An 18,454-nucleotide genomic window follows, 5' to 3' on the forward strand; every position below is an offset into this window, starting at 1 on the left:
GTCCGCGGCTGATGATGCCGTGCAGCAATGAGCGAGGTTTCACGTGAAACACGATGCACAGCGCCCGCGACCGAACTGCCGCGACACTCCGTCATACGCAGGTTGGGCAGCTTGTGTGGAGTACGACTGTTCTTCGGGCTGAATCAGCGACGTCGGCGCGTGCGACCTGTCCGGGCCGCCTTGGCACGCTTCGCGGCGAACCTCACCCCACCGGGGCTCTCACCGACTTCGACCCGCACGACCGTGGAGAGCGGATCGACCACTCCCTCGCCGACGTGAAGGATCGACGTGCTCACCGCGCCGAGCTTGCTCAGCGCGGTGGCGGCGCTCTTCAGCTCCTCCTCGGCAGTGTCGCCCTTCAGCGCGAGCATCTCACCGTAGGGGCGCAGCAGCGGGATACCCCAGGCGGCCAGGCGATCCAAGGGAGCGACAGCGCGGGCGGTCACAACGTGGACAGGCGGCAGCTTGCCCATGACTTCTTCGGCGCGGCCGCGCACGACGGTCACATGGTCCAGGCCGAGGAGCTCGACGACCTCGGTCAGGAAGTTGGTGCGTCGCAGGAGCGGCTCCAACAGGGTGATCTTCAGATCCTCCCGAACCAGGGCCAGGGGGATGCCGGGCAGGCCGGCACCGGATCCGACGTCGCAGATCGTCACGTCCTCGGGCACGGCCTCGGAGAGCACCGCGCAGTTCAGGATGTGCCTCTCCCACAGCCGGGGCACTTCTCGTGGGCCGATGAGCCCACGCTGCACACCTGCCTCTGCCAGGAGCTCGGCGTACCGGACCGCATCCGCGAAGCGATCACCGAATACCTCGCGTGCTTGCTCGGGCGCAGGGGGGAGCTCCGCTGCCTCCGTCACGGGGACCGTCCTTCCGTACCGCATCGACGCGTTTCGCGCCGACCACCAGAACTACCAGGCTGACAAAGACCGGCCCCGCCTGCGCGACAGACGGGGCCGGTGATACGTGCGTACTGAATCAGTTGGGCAGCACGACGACGAAGCGCTGCGGCTCCTCGCCCTCGGACTCGCTGCGCAGACCGGCTGCCTTGACCGCGTCGTGGACGACCTTGCGCTCGAAGGGCGTCATCGGGTTCAGCTTGACCGGCTCACCGCTGTTCTTCGCGTCGGCCGCGGCCTTGGCGCCCAGCTCGGAGAGCTCGGTGCGCTTCTTGGCCCGGTAGCCGGCGATGTCCAGCATCAGTCGGCTGCGGTCGCCGGTCTCCCGGTGCACGGCAAGGCGCGTCAGCTCCTGCAGTGCCTCCAGCACCTCGCCGTCCCGGCCGACGAGCTTGTACAGGTCTCGGCCGCTCGTGTCACTGATGATCGACACCGAAGCGCGGTCGGCCTCGACATCCATGTCGATGTCGCCGTCGAGGTCGGCGATGTCCAGCAGACCCTCGAGGTAGTCCGCCGCGATCTCACCCTCCTGCTCCAGGCGGGTCAGGGTGTCTGCACCTTCGGCGGCGGCGGAGGTGGTGCCTTCCGTCACGGGATGGACTCCTTCTTACTTCTTGGACGGGGACTTGGGGCGCTGCGGGCCACCCTTGCGCTGCCCGGACTGGGCCCTGCTGCGGCCACCGGAACCGGTCTTCGGCTTGGGGGCGCCGGCGGGCTTGGCGTCCTGCGGCTCGTCGGACTTCGTCAGCGAGGTGGGCTCGCCGGCCGGTTTGGTGGTTCCGGACTGGCGCTGGGCCTTGGTCTGTCGCTTGGGCTGCTGACGCCGGGCCGTGGCCGTCGCGACCTCGCCGTCCTCGGTGAGGGTGGCGGTCTGGACCTCGCCCCTCGCGACGGTGCCGTCGGGCTGGGCCGCGAAGCCCGCCTTGTTCAGACCGTTGATGAACTTGCGCTCGTAGTCGTTGAGGTCGCGGCCCTTGGCCACGATCGCCTTGACGATGGCCTTCTGGCCGCGGCTGCGCGTCTTGCCGTGGTGCGTGACCTGCTTGTACAGGCGCTCCAGGTAGGCGCCCTGAGCCTTGGAGCCGGGGGTCGGGTTGTTGCGGATGACGTACATCTGCTGGCCCATGGTCCACACGTTGGTGGTCAGCCAGTAGACGAGGACACCGACCGGGAAGTTGATGCCGAAGACGGCGAACATGACGGGGAAGACGTACATCAGCATCTTCTGCTGCTGCATGAAAGGCGTCTTCACCGTGGTGTCGACGTTCTTCGTCATCAGCTGGCGCTGCGTGAAGAACTGCGAGGCCGACATCATAACGATCATGACCGCGGTGACGATGCGGACGGTGGCCAGCGAGGCGTCGAGCGCGGAGACGTCCGCGGCGCTGTCGGTGAACTTCGCGGCCAGCGGGGCGCCGAAGATGTGCGCCTTCTGCGCGCTCTGCAGCAGGCTCTCGTTGATCACACCGATGGTGTCACCGTTGGCGATGCCGTTGAGCACGTGGTAGAGGGCGAAGAAGAACGGGGACTGCGCCAGGATGGGAAGGCACGAGGAGAGCGGGTTGGTACCCGTCTCCTTGTACAGCTTCATCATCTCTTCGGACTGGCGCTGCTTGTCGTTCTTGTAGCGCTCCTGGATCTTCTTCATCTCGGGCTGCAGAGTCTGCATCGCCCGCGTCGCCTTGATCTGCTTCACGAAGAGCGGGATCAGGCAGATCCGGATGAGGATCACCAGGGACACGATGGACAGGCCCCAGGCCCACCCGGTGTCGGCGCCGAAGAGGGCGCCGTACACCTTGTGGAACTGGACGATGACCCAGGAGACGGGTGTGGTGATGAAACTGAAGAGGCTGGCAATCGTGTCCACTAATCATGCTCCTTGGGCATGGGACGGGGTCTCTGCGGCCGGGCTCGAAGAAGGATTCTCTCCGGTGGCCGTTTCGGCGGCGGAGGGCCCGCCCTTGCGTGCGCGCCATGTGTTGCGCAGCATCTCGTGCCACCGCGGACGCTTACGCGGCGGGACATGGTCCACGCCGCCGAGTGACCACGGATTGCATCGCAGGATGCGCCAGGCGGTGAGGGCCGTTCCCTTGATCGCACCGTGTCGGTCGATGGCCGTATAGCCGTAGTGGGAGCACGACGGGTAGTACTTGCACACCGGCCCGAGCAGCGGACTGATCGTCCACTGGTAGAGCTTGATCAAGGCCAGCAGCGGGTACTTCATCGCGCGCCCCCTCCTAGTAGCCGTTGAAGGGCGGCATCGAGGTCTTGGGCCAGCTGTGCGTGGTCGGCGTCAGCCGCGCCGGGCAGCGCCCGTACGACTACCAGGCTACCGGGGGGCAGGAGGGTGACTCGGTCACGCATCAGATGGCGCAGTCTGCGCTTCACTGTGTTGCGCACGACCGCTCCGCCCACGGCCTTGCTCACGACGAAACCCGCACGCGTCGGGGGAGCGCTCTCCCCAGGCGCGTGCGGGTCCGTTGCACCGCTTCGAAGATGGACGACGAGAGTCGGGCGTCCTGCCCGACGACCCCGTCGTACCGCGGTCGCGAAGTCCTCGCGCCGCCTCAGCCGATGCTCGGTAGGCAGCACGACGTCATGACCTGATCAGGCTCAGGCGGACAGGTTGGCGCGACCCTTGCTGCGGCGGTTCGCGAGAATCGCGCGGCCGGCACGGGTGCGCATCCGCAGGCGGAAGCCGTGGGTCTTGGCGCGACGACGGTTGTTCGGCTGGAAGGTGCGCTTGCTCACTCGGGGGCTCCAGAAATCAATCGGTGGTGGCGGGGTGCCGTCCTGGCTGTCACCGTGCGCCCACGAGGTAGCTCGCGGTCAACGCCCGAGTGCACCGCTTCCCGATCACCTGACGTGATCTGTGCCCATCGGAGGCAGGCGGCAGCAGCCATCGACAACTCGACCTGGTCACGGTACGCGCGGCTACGCCATCCGGTCAAACCGACCTCCGTCGGGGGACACTGTCCACAGGCTGGGGACAACAACTTGAACCGCAGCCGTCGGCCTGACTACCGTGGCTGAACTCCGATTCGTTCCTTTGTCCCTGATCCCACCCGATGCGAATCCCCAACCGTCCCACCATCACACGAACGTGGGACCCACGAGAGAGCGTGCCCTGTGGCTGACGTACCTGCCGATCTTGCCGCAGTGTGGCCACGCGTACTGGAGCAGCTCCTCGGTGAGGGCCGCGGCCAGGGTGTCGAGGTGAAGGACGAGCACTGGATCAGGCGCTGCCAGCCGCTCGCCCTGGTCGCGGACACCGCCCTGCTCGCCGTGCCGAACGAATTCGCCAAGGGCGTGCTGGAGGGTCGCCTCGCCCCGATCGTCAGCGAGACACTGAGCCGTGAGTGCGGCCGGCCGATCCGGATCGCGATCACCGTCGACGACTCCGCGGGCGAACCCTCCGCCCCGCCGGCGCCGTCGCGCTACGACGAACCCGAGGACCAGCCGGGCCCGTACGACGGCCCGCGCGACAACCCGTACCAGGGCTACGGCCGGCACCGCGCCGATCAGTCCCAGGGCGGGGGCGACCAGGGCGCCCGCCAGGACCAGCTGCCCACCGCGCGGCCCGCCTACCCCTCGGAGTACCAGCGGCCCGAGCCCGGCGCCTGGCCCCGGCCGGGGCAGGACGAGTACGGCTGGCAGCAGCAGCGCCTCGGTTTCCCCGAGCGCGACCCTTACGCGTCGCCGTCCCAGAACTCCTACGGCGGCTCCTCCGGGCAGGACGCGTACGGCCCCCCGTCCCAGGACGCGTACGGTTCGCAGGACCAGGACTCCTACGGGCCGCCCTCGCAGGACTACCGGCCGCAGGCCATGGAGCGGCCGTCCTACGACCGCTCGCCCTACGACCAGAAGCGGTCCGAGTACCAGCAGGCGCGCCCCGAGTACGACCAGCGCGACCCCACCCGGCGGGAGATGCCGGAGTCCTCGGCCGGTGGCGGTCATCCGCACCGCGGCCCGGCCGGTCACGGTCAGTCCGGCGCCCCCGGTGCGCTGGGCGCGAAACCCGCGCCGGCGAGCGGGCCCGGCGAGCCGACCGCCCGGCTGAACCCGAAGTACCTCTTCGACACGTTCGTCATCGGCGCCTCGAACCGTTTCGCGCACGCCGCCGCGGTGGCCGTCGCCGAGGCGCCCGCGAAGGCGTACAACCCCCTTTTCATCTACGGGGAGTCGGGCCTCGGCAAGACGCACCTGCTGCACGCCATCGGGCACTACGCGCGCAGCCTCTACCCGGGCACGCGGGTGCGGTACGTGAGCTCGGAGGAGTTCACCAACGAGTTCATCAACTCCATCCGCGACGGCAAGGGCGACAGCTTCCGCAAGCGGTACCGCGAGATGGACATCCTGCTCGTCGACGACATCCAGTTCCTGGCGGACAAGGAGTCGACGCAGGAGGAGTTCTTCCACACCTTCAACACGCTCCACAACGCCAACAAGCAGATCGTGCTGTCCTCCGATCGGCCGCCCAAGCAGCTGGTGACGCTGGAGGACCGGCTGCGGAACCGCTTCGAGTGGGGCCTGATCACCGATGTCCAGCCTCCCGAGCTGGAGACGCGGATCGCGATCCTGCGCAAGAAGGCGGTGCAGGAGCAGCTCAACGCCCCGCCGGAGGTGCTGGAGTTCATCGCGTCCCGCATCTCGCGCAACATCCGTGAGCTGGAGGGCGCGCTGATCCGGGTGACGGCGTTCGCGTCGCTCAACCGGCAGCCGGTGGACCTGGGCCTGACCGAGATCGTCCTGAAGGACCTGATGCCCGGTGGTGACGACTCGGCACCCGAGATCACCTCGACGGCCATCATGGGCGCGACCGCCGACTACTTCGGGCTCACGGTCGAGGACCTGTGCGGCACCTCCCGCGGCCGCGCGCTGGTGACGGCCCGGCAGATCGCCATGTACCTGTGCCGCGAGCTGACGGACCTCTCGCTGCCGAAGATCGGCGCCCTGTTCGGCGGCCGCGACCACACGACGGTCATGCACGCGGACCGCAAGATCCGCAACCTGATGGCCGAGCGGCGCTCCATCTACAACCAGGTGACCGAGCTGACCAACCGCATCAAGGCGGGCTGACGGGGCCGCACGGACCTGTCGAGGGCGTTCCGGGAGCCGTTCCCGGGACGCCCTTCTTCGTGCTGCGGGTCGGCGCCCGGCCATCCGCTGTTCGATTACTCGCCGGGTTACGGCCACTCTCCACAGATTCGGCGACTTTCTCGCGTCCACACCCTGGGGACTGCCAAGTTGTCCAGATTCTGTCCACAGGCGGCCCGGGTGAAAGAGAATCGAGGCAGGTCACCTGGCTGTGGATTGGTGGACAGAAGTTTTCCACAGGCTGTGGACGGTGAGTCGATCCACAGGCTGTGCACGGAGTTGTCCACGGGCAACCCACAGGATCTGGCCGGTTGTCCCCAGCGATCAGTGGTTTCTCCACATGGCTGTCCACTGTTCGGCAATCCGACGCCCCTCCTCACCGGTCCGAGTGAAAGGCGTCACACGGGGATGCCGGATTGGGCTGTGGGAAAGCCGGGTAAAGCTGGGGACGGTCCTGGGGAGAAGTCGCCTCGCCCTGTGCATGGGGTGTGCAGAACTTTCTGTTCTCCACAGATGACCCCGGTTGTCCACCGCCTCCGTCCCCAGGACCAGTGGACAAAATATCGCCTCTGAGCTGCGGAAACAGGGTTATCCACGGTATCCACAGCCCCTACTACTACTCCCAACCAGAGAGAGCGAGAAATCCGGTTCGAAGGGGGTCCTGTGCACAACTCGTCGTCCGGGGCCCGGCTGCCCCTCGTCACGACTTGACCCCGACGGGCACCTACTGTCAGTGCGGTGCGTCAGACTGGTCCCCGGTGGTCCTTCCCCTCACCGGGGCCGACGACACCGAGACAGACGACGAAGGCCAGGCAGGGCGAGAAGCGCCGGCAACAGCAGGAGGCGGCAAGAGTGAAGATCCGGGTGGAACGCGACGTACTCGCGGAGGCAGTGGCCTGGGCGGCGCGCAGCCTCCCGGCCCGTCCGCCGGCGCCTGTCCTCGCCGGCCTCCTGCTGAAGGCCGAGGACGGAGCCCTCAGCCTTTCCAGCTTCGACTACGAGGTCTCCGCACGCGTGTCGGTGGAGACCGAGGTGGAGGAGGAGGGCACCGTCCTCGTCTCCGGCCGGCTGCTCGCGGACATCTGCCGGGCGCTCCCCAACCGCCCCGTGGAGATTTCCACAGACGGTGTACGGGCCACGGTGGTCTGCGGTTCCTCGCGGTTCACGCTCCACACACTGCCTGTGGAGGAGTACCCGTCGCTGCCCCAGATGCCGAACGCGACGGGCACGGTCCCCGGCGAGGTCTTCGCCTCCGCCGCCGCCCAGGTCGCCATCGCGGCCGGCCGCGACGACACCCTGCCCGTCCTCACCGGTGTGCGCATCGAGATCGAGGGCGACACCGTGACGCTGGCCTCCACCGACCGCTACCGCTTCGCGGTCCGCGAGTTCCTGTGGAAGCCGGAGAACCCGGACGCGTCCGCGGTCGCCCTGGTGCCCGCCAAGACGCTCCTGGACACCGCCAAGGCGCTCACGAGCGGCGACAGCGTCACCATCGCGCTGTCCGGCTCGGGCGCGGGCGAGGGCCTGATCGGCTTCGAGGGCGCCGGCCGGCGTACGACCACCCGGCTCCTGGAGGGCGACCTCCCGAAGTACCGCACTCTGTTCCCGACGGAGTTCAACTCCGTCGCCGTGATCGAGACGGCCCCCTTCGTCGAGGCCGTCAAGCGCGTGGCCCTGGTCGCCGAGCGCAACACGCCGGTGCGACTCAGCTTCGAGCAGGGCGTGCTCATCCTGGAGGCCGGTTCCAGCGACGACGCACAGGCTGTGGAGAGGGTCGACGCCCAGCTGGACGGCGACGACATCTCGATCGCCTTCAACCCGACCTTCCTGCTGGACGGCCTCAGCGCCATCGACTCCCCGGTGGCCCAGCTGTCCTTCACGACGTCCACCAAGCCCGCGCTGCTCAGCGGCAGGCCGGCGGTCGACGCCGAGGCGGACGAGGCCTACAAGTACCTGATCATGCCGGTTCGCCTCAGCGGCTGAGCCGCCCGGATCTGTCCACAGGCCGTGGAGGAACGACTCCCGGCCTGTGGACGAAGCCGCAGGTGAGCGCGTGGCTGGGCGGTACGTCTGAGCGCGTATGCCCACAGGTGTGCGTGACGGTCCGGGACTAGGCTCGGACAGGGGTACGAAGGTGCCCCACACGCCACACAGCGACCTAAGGAACAACTGATGGAGCTCGGTCTCGTCGGCCTCGGCAAGATGGGCGGCAACATGCGTGAGCGGATCCGCCGCGCAGGCCACACCGTCGTCGGATACGACCGCAACCCGGACCTCGCCGATGTCCACAGCCTCTCCGAGCTCGTGGACAGGCTCAAGGGCCCGCGGGTGGTCTGGGTGATGGTCCCGGCCGGTGCCGCCACCCAGTCGACCGTCGACGAGCTGGGCGAACTGCTGGAGCCGGGGGACGTCGTCGTGGACGGCGGCAACTCCCGCTGGACCGACGACGAGAAGCACGCCGCGGAACTGGCCGCCAAGGGCATCGGCTTCGTCGACTGCGGCGTCTCGGGCGGTGTCTGGGGCCTGGAGAACGGCTACGCGCTGATGTACGGCGGCGATCCGGAGAACGTCGCCAAGGTGCAGCCGGTCTTCGACGCGCTCAAGCCCGAGGGCGACCTCGGTGCGGTGCACGCGGGCAAGGTCGGCGCCGGCCACTTCGCGAAGATGGTCCACAACGGCATCGAGTACGCCATGATGCAGGCCTACGCCGAGGGCTGGGAGCTGCTGGAGAAGGTCGACTCGGTCACCGACGTCCGCGAGGTGTTCCGCTCCTGGCAGGAGGGCACCGTCATCCGCTCCTGGCTGCTCGACCTGGCGGTGAACGCCCTCGACGAGGACGAGCACCTGGACAAGCTGCGCGGCTACGCCCAGGACTCCGGCGAGGGCCGCTGGACCGTGGAGGCCGCCATCGACAACGCGGTGCCGCTCCCGGCCATCACGGCCTCGCTGTTCGCGCGGTTCGCCTCCCGCCAGGAGGACTCGCCGCAGATGAAGATGATCGCCGCCCTGCGCAACCAGTTCGGCGGCCACGCGGTAGAGAAGAAGTAGTCCACACGACCGTTTCGGCGGTCCGTCGCAGGACCGTTCCGACGGTCCACCACGCCGGGGAGGTCGGCGAAACGACCATGCACGTCACGCATCTGTCGCTGGCCGACTTCCGCTCGTACGCCCGGGTCGAAGTCCCGCTCGACCCGGGCGTCACCGCTTTCGTCGGCCCCAACGGGCAGGGCAAGACGAACCTCGTCGAGGCCGTGGGCTATCTCGCCACCTTGGGCAGTCACCGGGTCGCCTCCGACGCGCCCCTGGTGCGCATGGGCGCCGACCGCGCCGTCGTCCGGGCGCAGGTCCGGCAGGGCGAGCGGCAGCAGCTCGTCGAGCTGGAGCTGAACCCCGGCAAGGCAAACCGTGCCCGCATCAACCGGTCCTCGCAGGTCAGACCGCGTGACGTGCTGGGGATCGTACGGACCGTGCTGTTCGCGCCCGAGGACCTGGCCCTGGTGAAGGGCGATCCCGGTGAGCGGCGCCGGTTCCTCGACGAGCTGATCACCGCGCGCTCCCCGCGGATGGCCGGGGTGCGCTCCGACTACGAGCGGGTGCTCAGGCAGCGCAACACCCTGCTGAAGTCCGCCGCGCTGGCCCGTCGGCACGGCGGCCGGACGATGGACCTGTCCACGCTCGACGTGTGGGACCAGCACCTCGCGCGCGTGGGCGCCGAGTTGCTGGCCGCCCGTCTCGATCTGGTGGCTGCCCTCCAGCCGCTCGCCGACAAGGCGTACGAGCAGCTCGCCCCCGGCGGCGGCCCGGTCGCGCTGGAGTACAAGGCGTCGGCGCCGGGCGAGGCGCACGCGCGCGAGGACCTCTACGAGCAGCTGATGGGCGCGCTCGCCGAGGTCCGCAAGCAGGAGATCGAACGGGGCGTGACCCTGGCGGGTCCGCACCGGGACGACGTGCTGCTCAAACTCGGTCAGCTGCCCGCCAAGGGCTATGCCTCCCACGGTGAGTCCTGGTCGTATGCGCTGGCCCTGCGGCTGGCCTCCTACGACCTGCTCCGGGCCGAGGGCAACGAGCCGGTGCTGATCCTCGACGACGTCTTCGCCGAGCTGGACAGCCGGCGGCGGGAACGGCTGGCGGAGCTGGTGGCGCAGGGCGAGCAGGTGCTGGTCACGGCCGCCGTCGACGACGACGTCCCGCACGTGCTCGCGGGCGCGCGGTACGCCGTGGCGCAGGGGACGGTGGAGCGCGTATGACGCCGCAGGAGCCGAAGAAGGCGCCCGAGCCCTCCGGGATCGATCTGGCGCGCGTGGCGCTGAGGGCGGCGCGCGAGCAGGCCCGCGCGCGTGGGGACGCGGTGCAGCAGAAGAAGCAGGCGCGGCGCGGCGGCGGCCTGCGCTCCGGCGCGCGGGCGGACGGCCGGGACCCCATGGCGCTCGGTGCGGCGATCAACCGGCTTCTCACCGAGCGCGGCTGGGAGGCGCCGGCCGCGGTGGGCGGGGTGATGGGGCGCTGGCCGCGGATCGTCGGCGACGACGTCGCCAAGCACTGCGAGCCGGAGAGGTACGACGAGGACGAGCGGGTGCTGTTCGTGCGCTGCGACTCCACGGCCTGGGCGACGAACCTGCGGCTGCTCGCCCCGACGCTGGTCGCCCGGCTCAACGAGGACCTCGGCCACGGCCGGGTGCGGCAGATCAGGGTGCAGGGTCCGGCGGGTCCGGTCCGTCGTTACGGCCCCCTGCGGGCCCCGGGCAGCAAGGGGCCCGGCGACACCTACGGGTGACATCTGTCACGTACTCCGGCCGGGGCGGTGCTGTCGTACCGTCCCGGCCGTCTTCGTGCGCGGGCGCGCGGCTCCGTGCTGCTCGCGGGTGGTCCGGACCCGTTCCCGGACGGTCCCGGCCGGGTCGGAAGCCGTTCCCGGAGAGGCCGTGCGAGGTGCGGACGAGGTGGCGGAACCGGAACTGACTCGCCGGTAGCCAAGGGTTGACACCCGGAAGCGCTGAGTGCCTCCGTGAGCCTCTTGGGGGCCCGCTCCGTATATGGGGACCCGGTGGAGACCGGTTGAGGGCGGCACATGCGGACTCAGGTACCGGCAAACCCCCATCACTGTCGGCGCTACCGGTAGACTGGAAGCCAATCCCGCCCCGAACGTGGGGACCGCCCGGGAGACGCTGAGCAACGCTGATCAAGGCTTACCAACGCAACATGCCGCAGCCGCTCCGGCAACCCGCCGACGAGCCCGGCTCGTGCTGTGCCAGAAAGGGCGCTTCGTGGCCGATTCCGGCAACCCCAACGAGAACATCCCGTCCACCGACGCCGGCGTCACCAGCGAGGCCGTGACCTCGACCAGCGAGGTCACGGCCTCCTACGACGCCAGCGCCATCACCGTCCTCGAGGGCCTGGACGCGGTCCGCAAGCGACCCGGCATGTACATCGGCTCGACCGGTGAGCGCGGTCTGCACCACCTGGTGCAGGAGGTCGTCGACAACTCCGTCGACGAGGCGCTGGCCGGGCACGCGGACACCATCGACGTGACGATCCTGGCCGACGGCGGCGTGCGCGTCGTCGACAACGGCCGCGGCATCCCGGTGGGCATCGTCCCCTCCGAGGGCAAGCCCGCCGTCGAGGTCGTGCTGACCGTGCTGCACGCGGGAGGCAAGTTCGGCGGCGGAGGCTACGCGGTCTCCGGCGGTCTGCACGGTGTCGGTGTCTCCGTCGTGAACGCCCTGTCGTCCAAGGTCTCCGTCGAGGTGCGGACCGACGGCCACCGCTGGACGCAGGACTACAAGATGGGCGTCCCGACGGCCCCGCTGGCCCAGCACGAGGCCACGGAGGAGACCGGTACCTCGGTCACCTTCTGGGCCGACGGCGACATCTTCGAGACCACCGAGTACTCCTTCGAGACGCTGTCGCGGCGCTTCCAGGAGATGGCGTTCCTCAACAAGGGTTTGACGATCAAACTCACTGACGAGCGCGAGTCGGCGAAGGCCGTGACCGGTGCGGACGAGGCGGGCGCGGACGTGAAGGACGAGGTCAAGTCCGTCACGTACCACTACGAGGGCGGCATCGTCGACTTCGTGAAGTACCTCAACTCCCGCAAGGGGGAGGCGGTCCACCCCACCATCATCGACCTCGAGGCCGAGGACAAGGACAAGAACCTGTCCCTCGAGGTCGCGTTGCAGTGGAACAGCGGCTACAGCGAGGGCGTGTACTCCTTCGCCAACATCATCCACACCCACGAGGGCGGTACGCACGAGGAGGGCTTCCGTGCGGCGCTGACCTCGCTGATCAACAAGTACGCGCGCGACAAGAAGCTGCTGCGCGAGAAGGACGACAACCTCACGGGCGACGACATCCGCGAGGGTCTGACCGCGATCATCTCGGTGAAGCTCAGCGAGCCCCAGTTCGAGGGCCAGACGAAGACCAAGCTGGGCAACACGGAGGCGAAGACCTTCGTCCAGAAGGCGGTCTACGAGCACCTCAACGACTGGCTGGACCGCAACCCGGTCGAGGCGGCGGACATCATCCGCAAGGGCATCCAGGCGGCCACCGCGCGCGTGGCGGCCCGCAAGGCCCGCGACCTCACGCGCCGCAAGGGCCTGCTGGAGTCGGCGTCGCTGCCGGGCAAGCTCTCCGACTGCCAGTCGAACGACCCCACCAAGTGCGAGATCTTCATCGTCGAGGGTGACTCCGCCGGCGGCTCGGCCAAGTCCGGCCGGAACCCGCAGTACCAGGCGATCCTCCCGATCCGCGGCAAGATCCTCAACGTCGAGAAGGCCAGGATCGACAAGATCCTGCAGAACCAGGAGATCCAGGCGCTGATCTCGGCCTTCGGCACGGGTGTGCACGAGGACTTCGACATCGAGAAGTTGCGCTACCACAAGATCATCCTGATGGCGGACGCCGACGTCGACGGCCAGCACATCAGCACCCTGCTGCTGACCTTCCTGTTCCGCTTCATGCGGCCGTTGGTCGAGGCCGGGCACGTGTACCTCTCCCGTCCCCCGCTCTACAAGATCAAGTGGGGTCGGGACGACGTGGAGTACGCGTACTCCGACCGCGAGCGGGACGCGCTGATCGAGATGGGCCGCCAGCGCGGCAAGCGGGTGCGCGAGGACTCCATCCAGCGCTTCAAGGGGCTCGGCGAGATGAACGCCGAGGAACTGCGCGTCACGACGATGGACCAGGAGCACCGCGTCCTCGGCCAGGTCACCCTCGACGACGCCGCCCAGGCCGACGACCTGTTCTCGGTCCTCATGGGCGAGGACGTCGAGGCGCGCCGCGCCTTCATCCAGCGCAACGCCAAGGACGTCCGCTTCCTCGACATCTGAGTCGGTCTCAGCTGACCGGACCAGGAAGGATCAACACCAGCAATGACCGACGAGAACACTCCCGTCACCCCTGAAGAGGGCGGCGACATCGCCATGCGCATCGAGCCCGTCGGGCTCGAGACGGAGATGCAGCGCTCCTACCTCGACTACGCGATGTCCGTCATCGTCTCGCGTGCGCTGCCGGACGTGCGGGACGGCCTCAAGCCCGTCCACCGCCGCGTCCTGTACGCCATGTACGACGGCGGCTACCGCCCCGAGCGCGGCTTCTACAAGTGCGCCCGCGTCGTCGGCGACGTCATGGGCAACTACCACCCGCACGGTGACTCCTCGATCTACGACGCGCTGGTCCGTCTCGCGCAGCCGTGGTCGATGCGCATGCCGCTCGTGGACTCCAACGGCAACTTCGGCTCGCCCGGCAACGACCCGGCGGCGGCCATGCGCTACACCGAGTGCAAGATGGCGCCGCTGTCGATGGAGATGGTCCGCGACATCGACGAGGAGACCGTCGACTTCACGGACAACTACGACGGCCGCTCCCAGGAGCCGACCGTCCTGCCGGCCCGCTTCCCGAACCTGCTGATCAACGGTTCGGCCGGTATCGCGGTCGGCATGGCGACCAACATCCCCGCGCACAACCTGCGCGAGGTCGCGGCCGGCGCCCAGTGGTACCTGGAGAACCCGGAGGCCTCGCACGAGGAGCTCCTGGACGCGCTGATCGAGCGCATCAAGGGCCCCGACTTCCCGACCGGTGCCCTGGTGGTCGGCCGCAAGGGCATCGAGGAGGCGTACCGCACGGGCCGCGGCTCCATCACCATGCGCGCGGTCGTCGAGGTCGAGGAGATCCAGAACCGCCAGTGCCTGGTGGTCACGGAGCTGCCCTACCAGGTCAACCCGGACAACCTCGCGCAGAAGATCGCCGACCTGGTGAAGGACGGCAAGATCGGCGGCATCGCGGACGTCCGTGACGAGACGTCCTCGCGCACCGGCCAGCGCCTGGTGATCGTCCTCAAGCGGGACGCGGTCGCCAAGGTCGTCCTGAACAACCTCTACAAGCACACGGACCTGCAGACCAACTTCGGCGCCAACATGCTGGCCCTGGTCGACGGTGTTCCGCGCACCCTCTCCCTGGACGCGTTCATCCGCCACTGGGTGACGCACCAGATCGAGGTCATCGTCCGCCGTACGAAGTTCCGGCTGCGCAAGGCGGAGGAGCGGGCGCACATCCTGCGCGGCCTGCTGAAGGCCCTGGACGCCATCGACGAGGTCATCGCGCTGATCCGGCGCAGCGACACCGTCGACATCGCGCGCACGGGCCTGAGGGACCTCCTGGAGATCGACGACATCCAGGCGAACGCCATCCTCGAGATGCAGCTGCGCCGCCTGGCCGCCCTGGAGCGCCAGAAGATCGTCCAGGAGCACGACGAGCTGCAGGCGAAGATCACGGAGTACAACGAGATCCTCTCCTCGCCGGTCCGCCAGCGCGGCATCGTCAGCGCCGAGCTGGCCGCGATCGTCGAGAAGTACGGCGACGACCGCAAGACCCAGCTGATCCCCTATGACGGTGACATGTCCATCGAGGACCTCATCGCCGAGGAGGACATCGTCGTCACCGTCACGCGCGGCGGTTACGTCAAGCGGACCAAGACCGACGACTACCGGGCGCAGAAGCGCGGCGGCAAGGGCGTGCGGGGCGCGAAGCTGAAGGAGGACGACATCGTCGACCACTTCTTCGTCTCCACCACGCACCACTGGCTGCTGTTCTTCACCAACAAGGGCCGCGTCTACCGGGCGAAGGCCTACGAGCTGCCCGACGCCGGGCGTGACGCGCGTGGACAGCACGTGGCGAACCTGCTGGCCTTCCAGCCGGACGAGGCGATCGCCGAGATCCTCGCGATCCGCGACTACGAGGCGGCGCCGTACCTGGTCCTGGCCACCAAGGGCGGTCTGGTCAAGAAGACGCCTCTGAAGGATTACGATTCGCCGCGTTCGGGCGGTGTCATCGCGATCAACCTGCGGGAGCGGGAGGACGGATCCGACGACGAACTGATCGGAGCCGAACTCGTCTCGGCCGACGATGATCTGCTGTTGATCAGCAAGAAGGCCCAATCGATCAGGTTCACCGCGTCGGACGACACTCTGCGCCCGATGGGCCGCGCCACCTCGGGTGTCAAGGGCATGAGTTTCCGTGCGAGCGACGAGCTGCTCTCGATGAATGTTGTTCGACCCGGTACGTTCGTGTTCACTGCCACAGACGGTGGGTACGCGAAGCGCACCAACGTCGACGAGTACCGCGTCCAGGGTCGCGGCGGCCTCGGCATCAAGGCCGCCAAGATCGTCGAGGACCGCGGCTCCCTCGTGGGCGCGCTGATCGTCGAGGAGACCGACGAGATCCTCGCCATCTCACTGTCCGGCGGTGTGATTCGTACGCGAGTCAACGAGGTCAGGGAGACGGGCCGTGACACCATGGGCGTCCAACTGATCAACCTGGGCAAGCGCGATGCCGTGGTCGGCATCGCACGTAACGCCGAGGCGGGGCGCGAGGCGGAGGAGGTCGACGGCGACATCGCCGTGGACGACATCGCCGAGGACGCCGCGACCAGCGGCACGGACGAGGGTGAGGCGCCCTCGACCGAGTAGCACGAGGAGTGAGTCATCGTGAGCGGAGCCACGGGCGCCGGTTCGGTCGGAACATCGGCCGGCACCTCTGCCGGCCCTTCGACCGGCACCCCTGCCGGTACGGAAACGGACGGCGGCCGTGGCTCCGCCGCGGTGAAGAAGGACGCGCGTACGGCCGATGCGCAGGTGACGGATCCGCACACGACCAACCTCCAGGCGATCAAGTCGCCCGCGAAGGACTCGCACTCGCCCGACACGCATGGATCCCAGGGGGGAACTGTGACGGACACCCGAGGCTCGCAGACCCAGCAGTACGCCGCTGGAGCGGGCCAGGCCGGTGAGGCCCAGCAGGCCTCCCCGCTGCCCGGCGAACGCCAGGGGCAGCAGCCCGGCGGGCCCTACCACCCGCCGCAGGCCTACTCGACCCCGGCCCCGGCCGGCGCGGTCCGCCGGCCGCGCACCGGCGCCCGGACCACGCCCCGGGTGCGCAAGGCCCGGCTGCGCGTGGCGAAGGCCGACCCGTGGTCGGTGATGAAGGTCAGCTTCCTGCTCTCGATCGCGCTGGGCATCTGCACGATCATCGCGGCCGCCGTGCTGTGGATGGTCATGGACGCGATGGGCGTCTTCTCGACGGTCGGCGGCACGATCTCCGAGGCGACCGGCTCCAACGAGTCGAACGGCTTCGACCTCCAGTCCTTCCTCTCCCTGCCCAACGTGCTGCTGTTCACGGCGATCATCGCGGTCATCGACGTCGTCCTCGCGACGGCTCTCGCGACGCTCGGCGCGTTCATCTACAACCTCTCCGCGGGCTTCGTGGGCGGCGTCGAGCTGACCCTCGCCGAAGACGAGTGACTTGGCCGCGCCGGCCGTTCCAAACCTCCGCCGCCCCTCCGGCGACAACCGATTTTGGGACTGCCCGCGTCGTGCGCTAATCTTCAGGAGTCAGCGCGCGGGACACACACCGCAAAGCGCGGCGGGGCTATAGCTCAGTTGGTTAGAGCGCATCCCTGATAAGGATGAGGCCACAGGTTCAAATCCTGTTAGCCCCACCAGTACGAAGGCCCCCAACCGGTCAGGTTGGGGGCCTTCGGCGTGTTTGCGTGGGGTCGGGGCGGCGAGCCGTCTGGGGGGTGGGCGGGCCGGGTGTGGGTGCAGGGGTGAGACCGGGTGACCGATCGCTGAGGCTTGACGGTCTGACTGGGTGCCGGGTGTCGGGTGCCGGGTATGCGGGGTGCTGCCGGGCTGTGAGGCTCGGTCTGGGCCCTGGGCCTTGTGCCCAGACCTCTGAACCCCGGGCCCTGAGCCGTGGAACTCGTGCTCATGACTCGTCACTCATGACCCCGCACGGGGGCGCGGGAGCGGGAGATGCCATGCGTGGGCATGGCGAAGGCCCGGTTGCTCCTGGGGAGCTGCCGGGCCTGCATCGTGCGGCTGTACGCAAGTTCGCCGTTACGTCGTGATCGTGGCCGGGTGCGGCACGTGGTGCCGGGGTGTCAGCGCTGGAGGGGGGCGACGGGCTCGGCGGCGAGGTCGGTCTCGGTGTCGCACGGGGCCGTGAGGTCGTCCGGTTCCGTCTCGGGGAGCGGGCGCTGGCGGCAGTGGGGGGACTTCCCGTGGGCCTCGGCGTGGATGCGCTGCTTCATCGTGGGGGGCAGGGACCGGGCCAGTAGCCAGGACGCCCAGGGGGACACCGCCGGCACGTTCGCGTGTACGGCGCTGTTGCTTTCGCCGCTGTTGCGCGTCGGCTCGCTCTGCGCTACCGCCGTCGTGGCGGTGGTAGTGATGAGTCCGAGCGCCGTGCAGAGCGCGAGGAAAGCGGTGATGAAGGCGGTCCAGAGCTTCGTGATCCGGTTGTCGGTCATGGCCCCTCACTTTCGGGTCGGGCGATTTGCGTACTTTCCTCATGATGTGTATGCGGGGCGCGAAGTGGTGGACCGACGCCCGTGGCGTGGCGTTGTTCCGATGAACACCACCCGGATGGGTGCAAGAGGGTCGATAACTCATCGAAGGCGGGCGAAGTGACCGTCCGTGCGGGCGTGATCACCCTCTGGTCCGAGGGCGTGATCCTCTGCCATGGCCCTGCCTACAGGGCTGTCGAGGGCGGGAGTTGGAGGGTCGACGCAGGTCACCGATCGGTATCGGTCGGTGTGTATAGTCGGGCGCCAGAGGTCCCCTACGTCAAGGAAAGACGAGGTCGCGCGGTGAAGAAGCTTCTCCTGGTCGCACTGGCCGCCATCGGCGGGCTCCTCGTGTACCGCCAGATCCAGGCGGATCGCGCCGAGCAGGATCTGTGGACGGAGGCGACTGACTCCGTGCCCACGGGTTCGTGAGTATCGACACCGAATACTGATCAGGCCCCGACCGCTCCGTGCGGTCGGGGTTTTGTGTTGTGGGGGAGGCCGACCTCGGTTAGGGGCGGCGGGGCTGCCGTTTCGGACGTTCGTGCGGGATGCGGGGGCGGCGCCCGGGACGGCAGGGCAGGATGGCCCACGGCCGGGTCCGGACAGGACCGCTGCC

16 protein-coding genes and 1 tRNA gene are annotated in these 18,454 nt (G+C 68.6%); 10 read left to right on the forward strand and 7 right to left on the reverse strand.

Annotated elements, in window-relative coordinates; translation table 11 throughout:
* Positions 1–143: 143 nt before the first annotated feature.
* The 6 genes from rsmG to rpmH all read right to left on the reverse strand — a co-directional run bounded on the left by rsmG (position 144) and on the right by rpmH (position 3,650).
* Positions 144–860, reverse strand: a complete 717-nt coding sequence (rsmG, locus tag ACH4N1_RS05320; RefSeq protein WP_366058279.1) for a 16S rRNA (guanine(527)-N(7))-methyltransferase RsmG — start codon at positions 858–860, stop codon at positions 144–146.
* A 118-nt stretch (positions 861–978) separates the two neighbouring features.
* Complete coding sequence (locus ACH4N1_RS05325) at positions 979–1,491, reverse strand: R3H domain-containing nucleic acid-binding protein (protein ID WP_366058280.1); 513 nt, start codon at positions 1,489–1,491, stop codon at positions 979–981.
* Between the two features lie 15 nt (positions 1,492–1,506).
* Entirely contained in the window at positions 1,507–2,766 is a 1,260-nt protein-coding gene (gene yidC, locus ACH4N1_RS05330; protein WP_398094644.1) for a membrane protein insertase YidC, read from the reverse strand.
* A gap of 3 nt (positions 2,767–2,769) precedes the next feature.
* Positions 2,770–3,123 (reverse strand): membrane protein insertion efficiency factor YidD, encoded by a 354-nt coding sequence (gene yidD / locus ACH4N1_RS05335; protein WP_366058282.1) that lies wholly within the window; start codon positions 3,121–3,123, stop codon positions 2,770–2,772.
* Positions 3,120–3,491: a ribonuclease P protein component gene (rnpA, locus tag ACH4N1_RS05340; protein ID WP_398094645.1), complete on the reverse strand. Its 372-nt coding sequence runs from the start codon at positions 3,489–3,491 to the stop codon at positions 3,120–3,122. Before rnpA ends, yidD begins: the two co-directional genes overlap by 4 nt.
* 21 nt (positions 3,492–3,512) lie before the next feature.
* Positions 3,513–3,650 (reverse strand): 50S ribosomal protein L34, encoded by a 138-nt coding sequence (rpmH, locus tag ACH4N1_RS05345; protein ID WP_018846094.1) that lies wholly within the window; start codon positions 3,648–3,650, stop codon positions 3,513–3,515.
* 378 nt (positions 3,651–4,028) lie between these two features.
* Between rpmH and dnaA the strand changes: the two genes are divergently transcribed.
* From dnaA to ACH4N1_RS05390, 9 genes are all read left to right on the forward strand, one after another.
* Positions 4,029–5,978, forward strand: a complete 1,950-nt coding sequence (gene dnaA / locus ACH4N1_RS05350; RefSeq protein ID WP_398094647.1) for a chromosomal replication initiator protein DnaA — start codon at positions 4,029–4,031, stop codon at positions 5,976–5,978.
* A gap of 870 nt (positions 5,979–6,848) precedes the next feature.
* A complete protein-coding gene (gene dnaN / locus ACH4N1_RS05355) occupies positions 6,849–7,979 on the forward strand; it encodes a DNA polymerase III subunit beta (RefSeq protein ID WP_363092295.1) in 1,131 nt (376 codons plus the stop codon).
* Between the two features lie 189 nt (positions 7,980–8,168).
* Positions 8,169–9,044 carry a phosphogluconate dehydrogenase (NAD(+)-dependent, decarboxylating) gene (gene gnd / locus ACH4N1_RS05360; RefSeq protein ID WP_398094648.1) on the forward strand — a complete coding sequence of 292 codons (876 nt, stop codon included), beginning with the start codon at positions 8,169–8,171 and terminating at the stop codon, positions 9,042–9,044.
* A gap of 77 nt (positions 9,045–9,121) precedes the next feature.
* Positions 9,122–10,243 carry a DNA replication/repair protein RecF gene (gene recF / locus ACH4N1_RS05365; protein WP_398094650.1) on the forward strand — a complete coding sequence of 374 codons (1,122 nt, stop codon included), beginning with the start codon at positions 9,122–9,124 and terminating at the stop codon, positions 10,241–10,243.
* Positions 10,240–10,770, forward strand: a complete 531-nt coding sequence (locus ACH4N1_RS05370; RefSeq protein ID WP_398094651.1) for a DUF721 domain-containing protein — start codon at positions 10,240–10,242, stop codon at positions 10,768–10,770. The genes recF and ACH4N1_RS05370 overlap by 4 nt, the downstream gene beginning before the upstream one ends.
* 466 nt (positions 10,771–11,236) lie before the next feature.
* Complete coding sequence (gene gyrB, locus ACH4N1_RS05375; RefSeq protein WP_366058288.1) at positions 11,237–13,321, forward strand: DNA topoisomerase (ATP-hydrolyzing) subunit B; 2,085 nt, start codon at positions 11,237–11,239, stop codon at positions 13,319–13,321.
* A gap of 42 nt (positions 13,322–13,363) precedes the next feature.
* Positions 13,364–15,958 carry a DNA gyrase subunit A gene (gene gyrA, locus ACH4N1_RS05380; protein WP_382784068.1) on the forward strand — a complete coding sequence of 865 codons (2,595 nt, stop codon included), beginning with the start codon at positions 13,364–13,366 and terminating at the stop codon, positions 15,956–15,958.
* A gap of 18 nt (positions 15,959–15,976) precedes the next feature.
* On the forward strand, positions 15,977–16,789 hold the full coding sequence (locus tag ACH4N1_RS05385; protein WP_398094652.1) for a DUF3566 domain-containing protein: 813 nt from the start codon (positions 15,977–15,979) through the stop codon (positions 16,787–16,789).
* 123 nt (positions 16,790–16,912) lie between these two features.
* Positions 16,913–16,989: transfer RNA gene (locus ACH4N1_RS05390), tRNA-Ile, on the forward strand.
* Positions 16,990–17,430: 441 nt separating this feature from the next.
* On the opposite strand, the gene ACH4N1_RS05395 is transcribed toward ACH4N1_RS05390, so the two are convergent.
* Positions 17,431–17,799 (reverse strand): DUF6344 domain-containing protein, encoded by a 369-nt coding sequence (locus ACH4N1_RS05395; RefSeq protein ID WP_398094654.1) that lies wholly within the window; start codon positions 17,797–17,799, stop codon positions 17,431–17,433.
* Between the two features lie 339 nt (positions 17,800–18,138).
* On the opposite strand from ACH4N1_RS05395, the gene ACH4N1_RS05400 reads away from it, so the two are divergent.
* Positions 18,139–18,267, forward strand: a complete 129-nt coding sequence (locus tag ACH4N1_RS05400; protein WP_003999697.1) for a DLW-39 family protein — start codon at positions 18,139–18,141, stop codon at positions 18,265–18,267.
* Positions 18,268–18,454: the final 187 nt, after the last annotated feature.

This window comes from Streptomyces sp. NPDC017202 (genome assembly GCF_044331705.1).
In the GTDB taxonomy this organism is placed as follows: domain Bacteria; phylum Actinomycetota; class Actinomycetes; order Streptomycetales; family Streptomycetaceae; genus Streptomyces.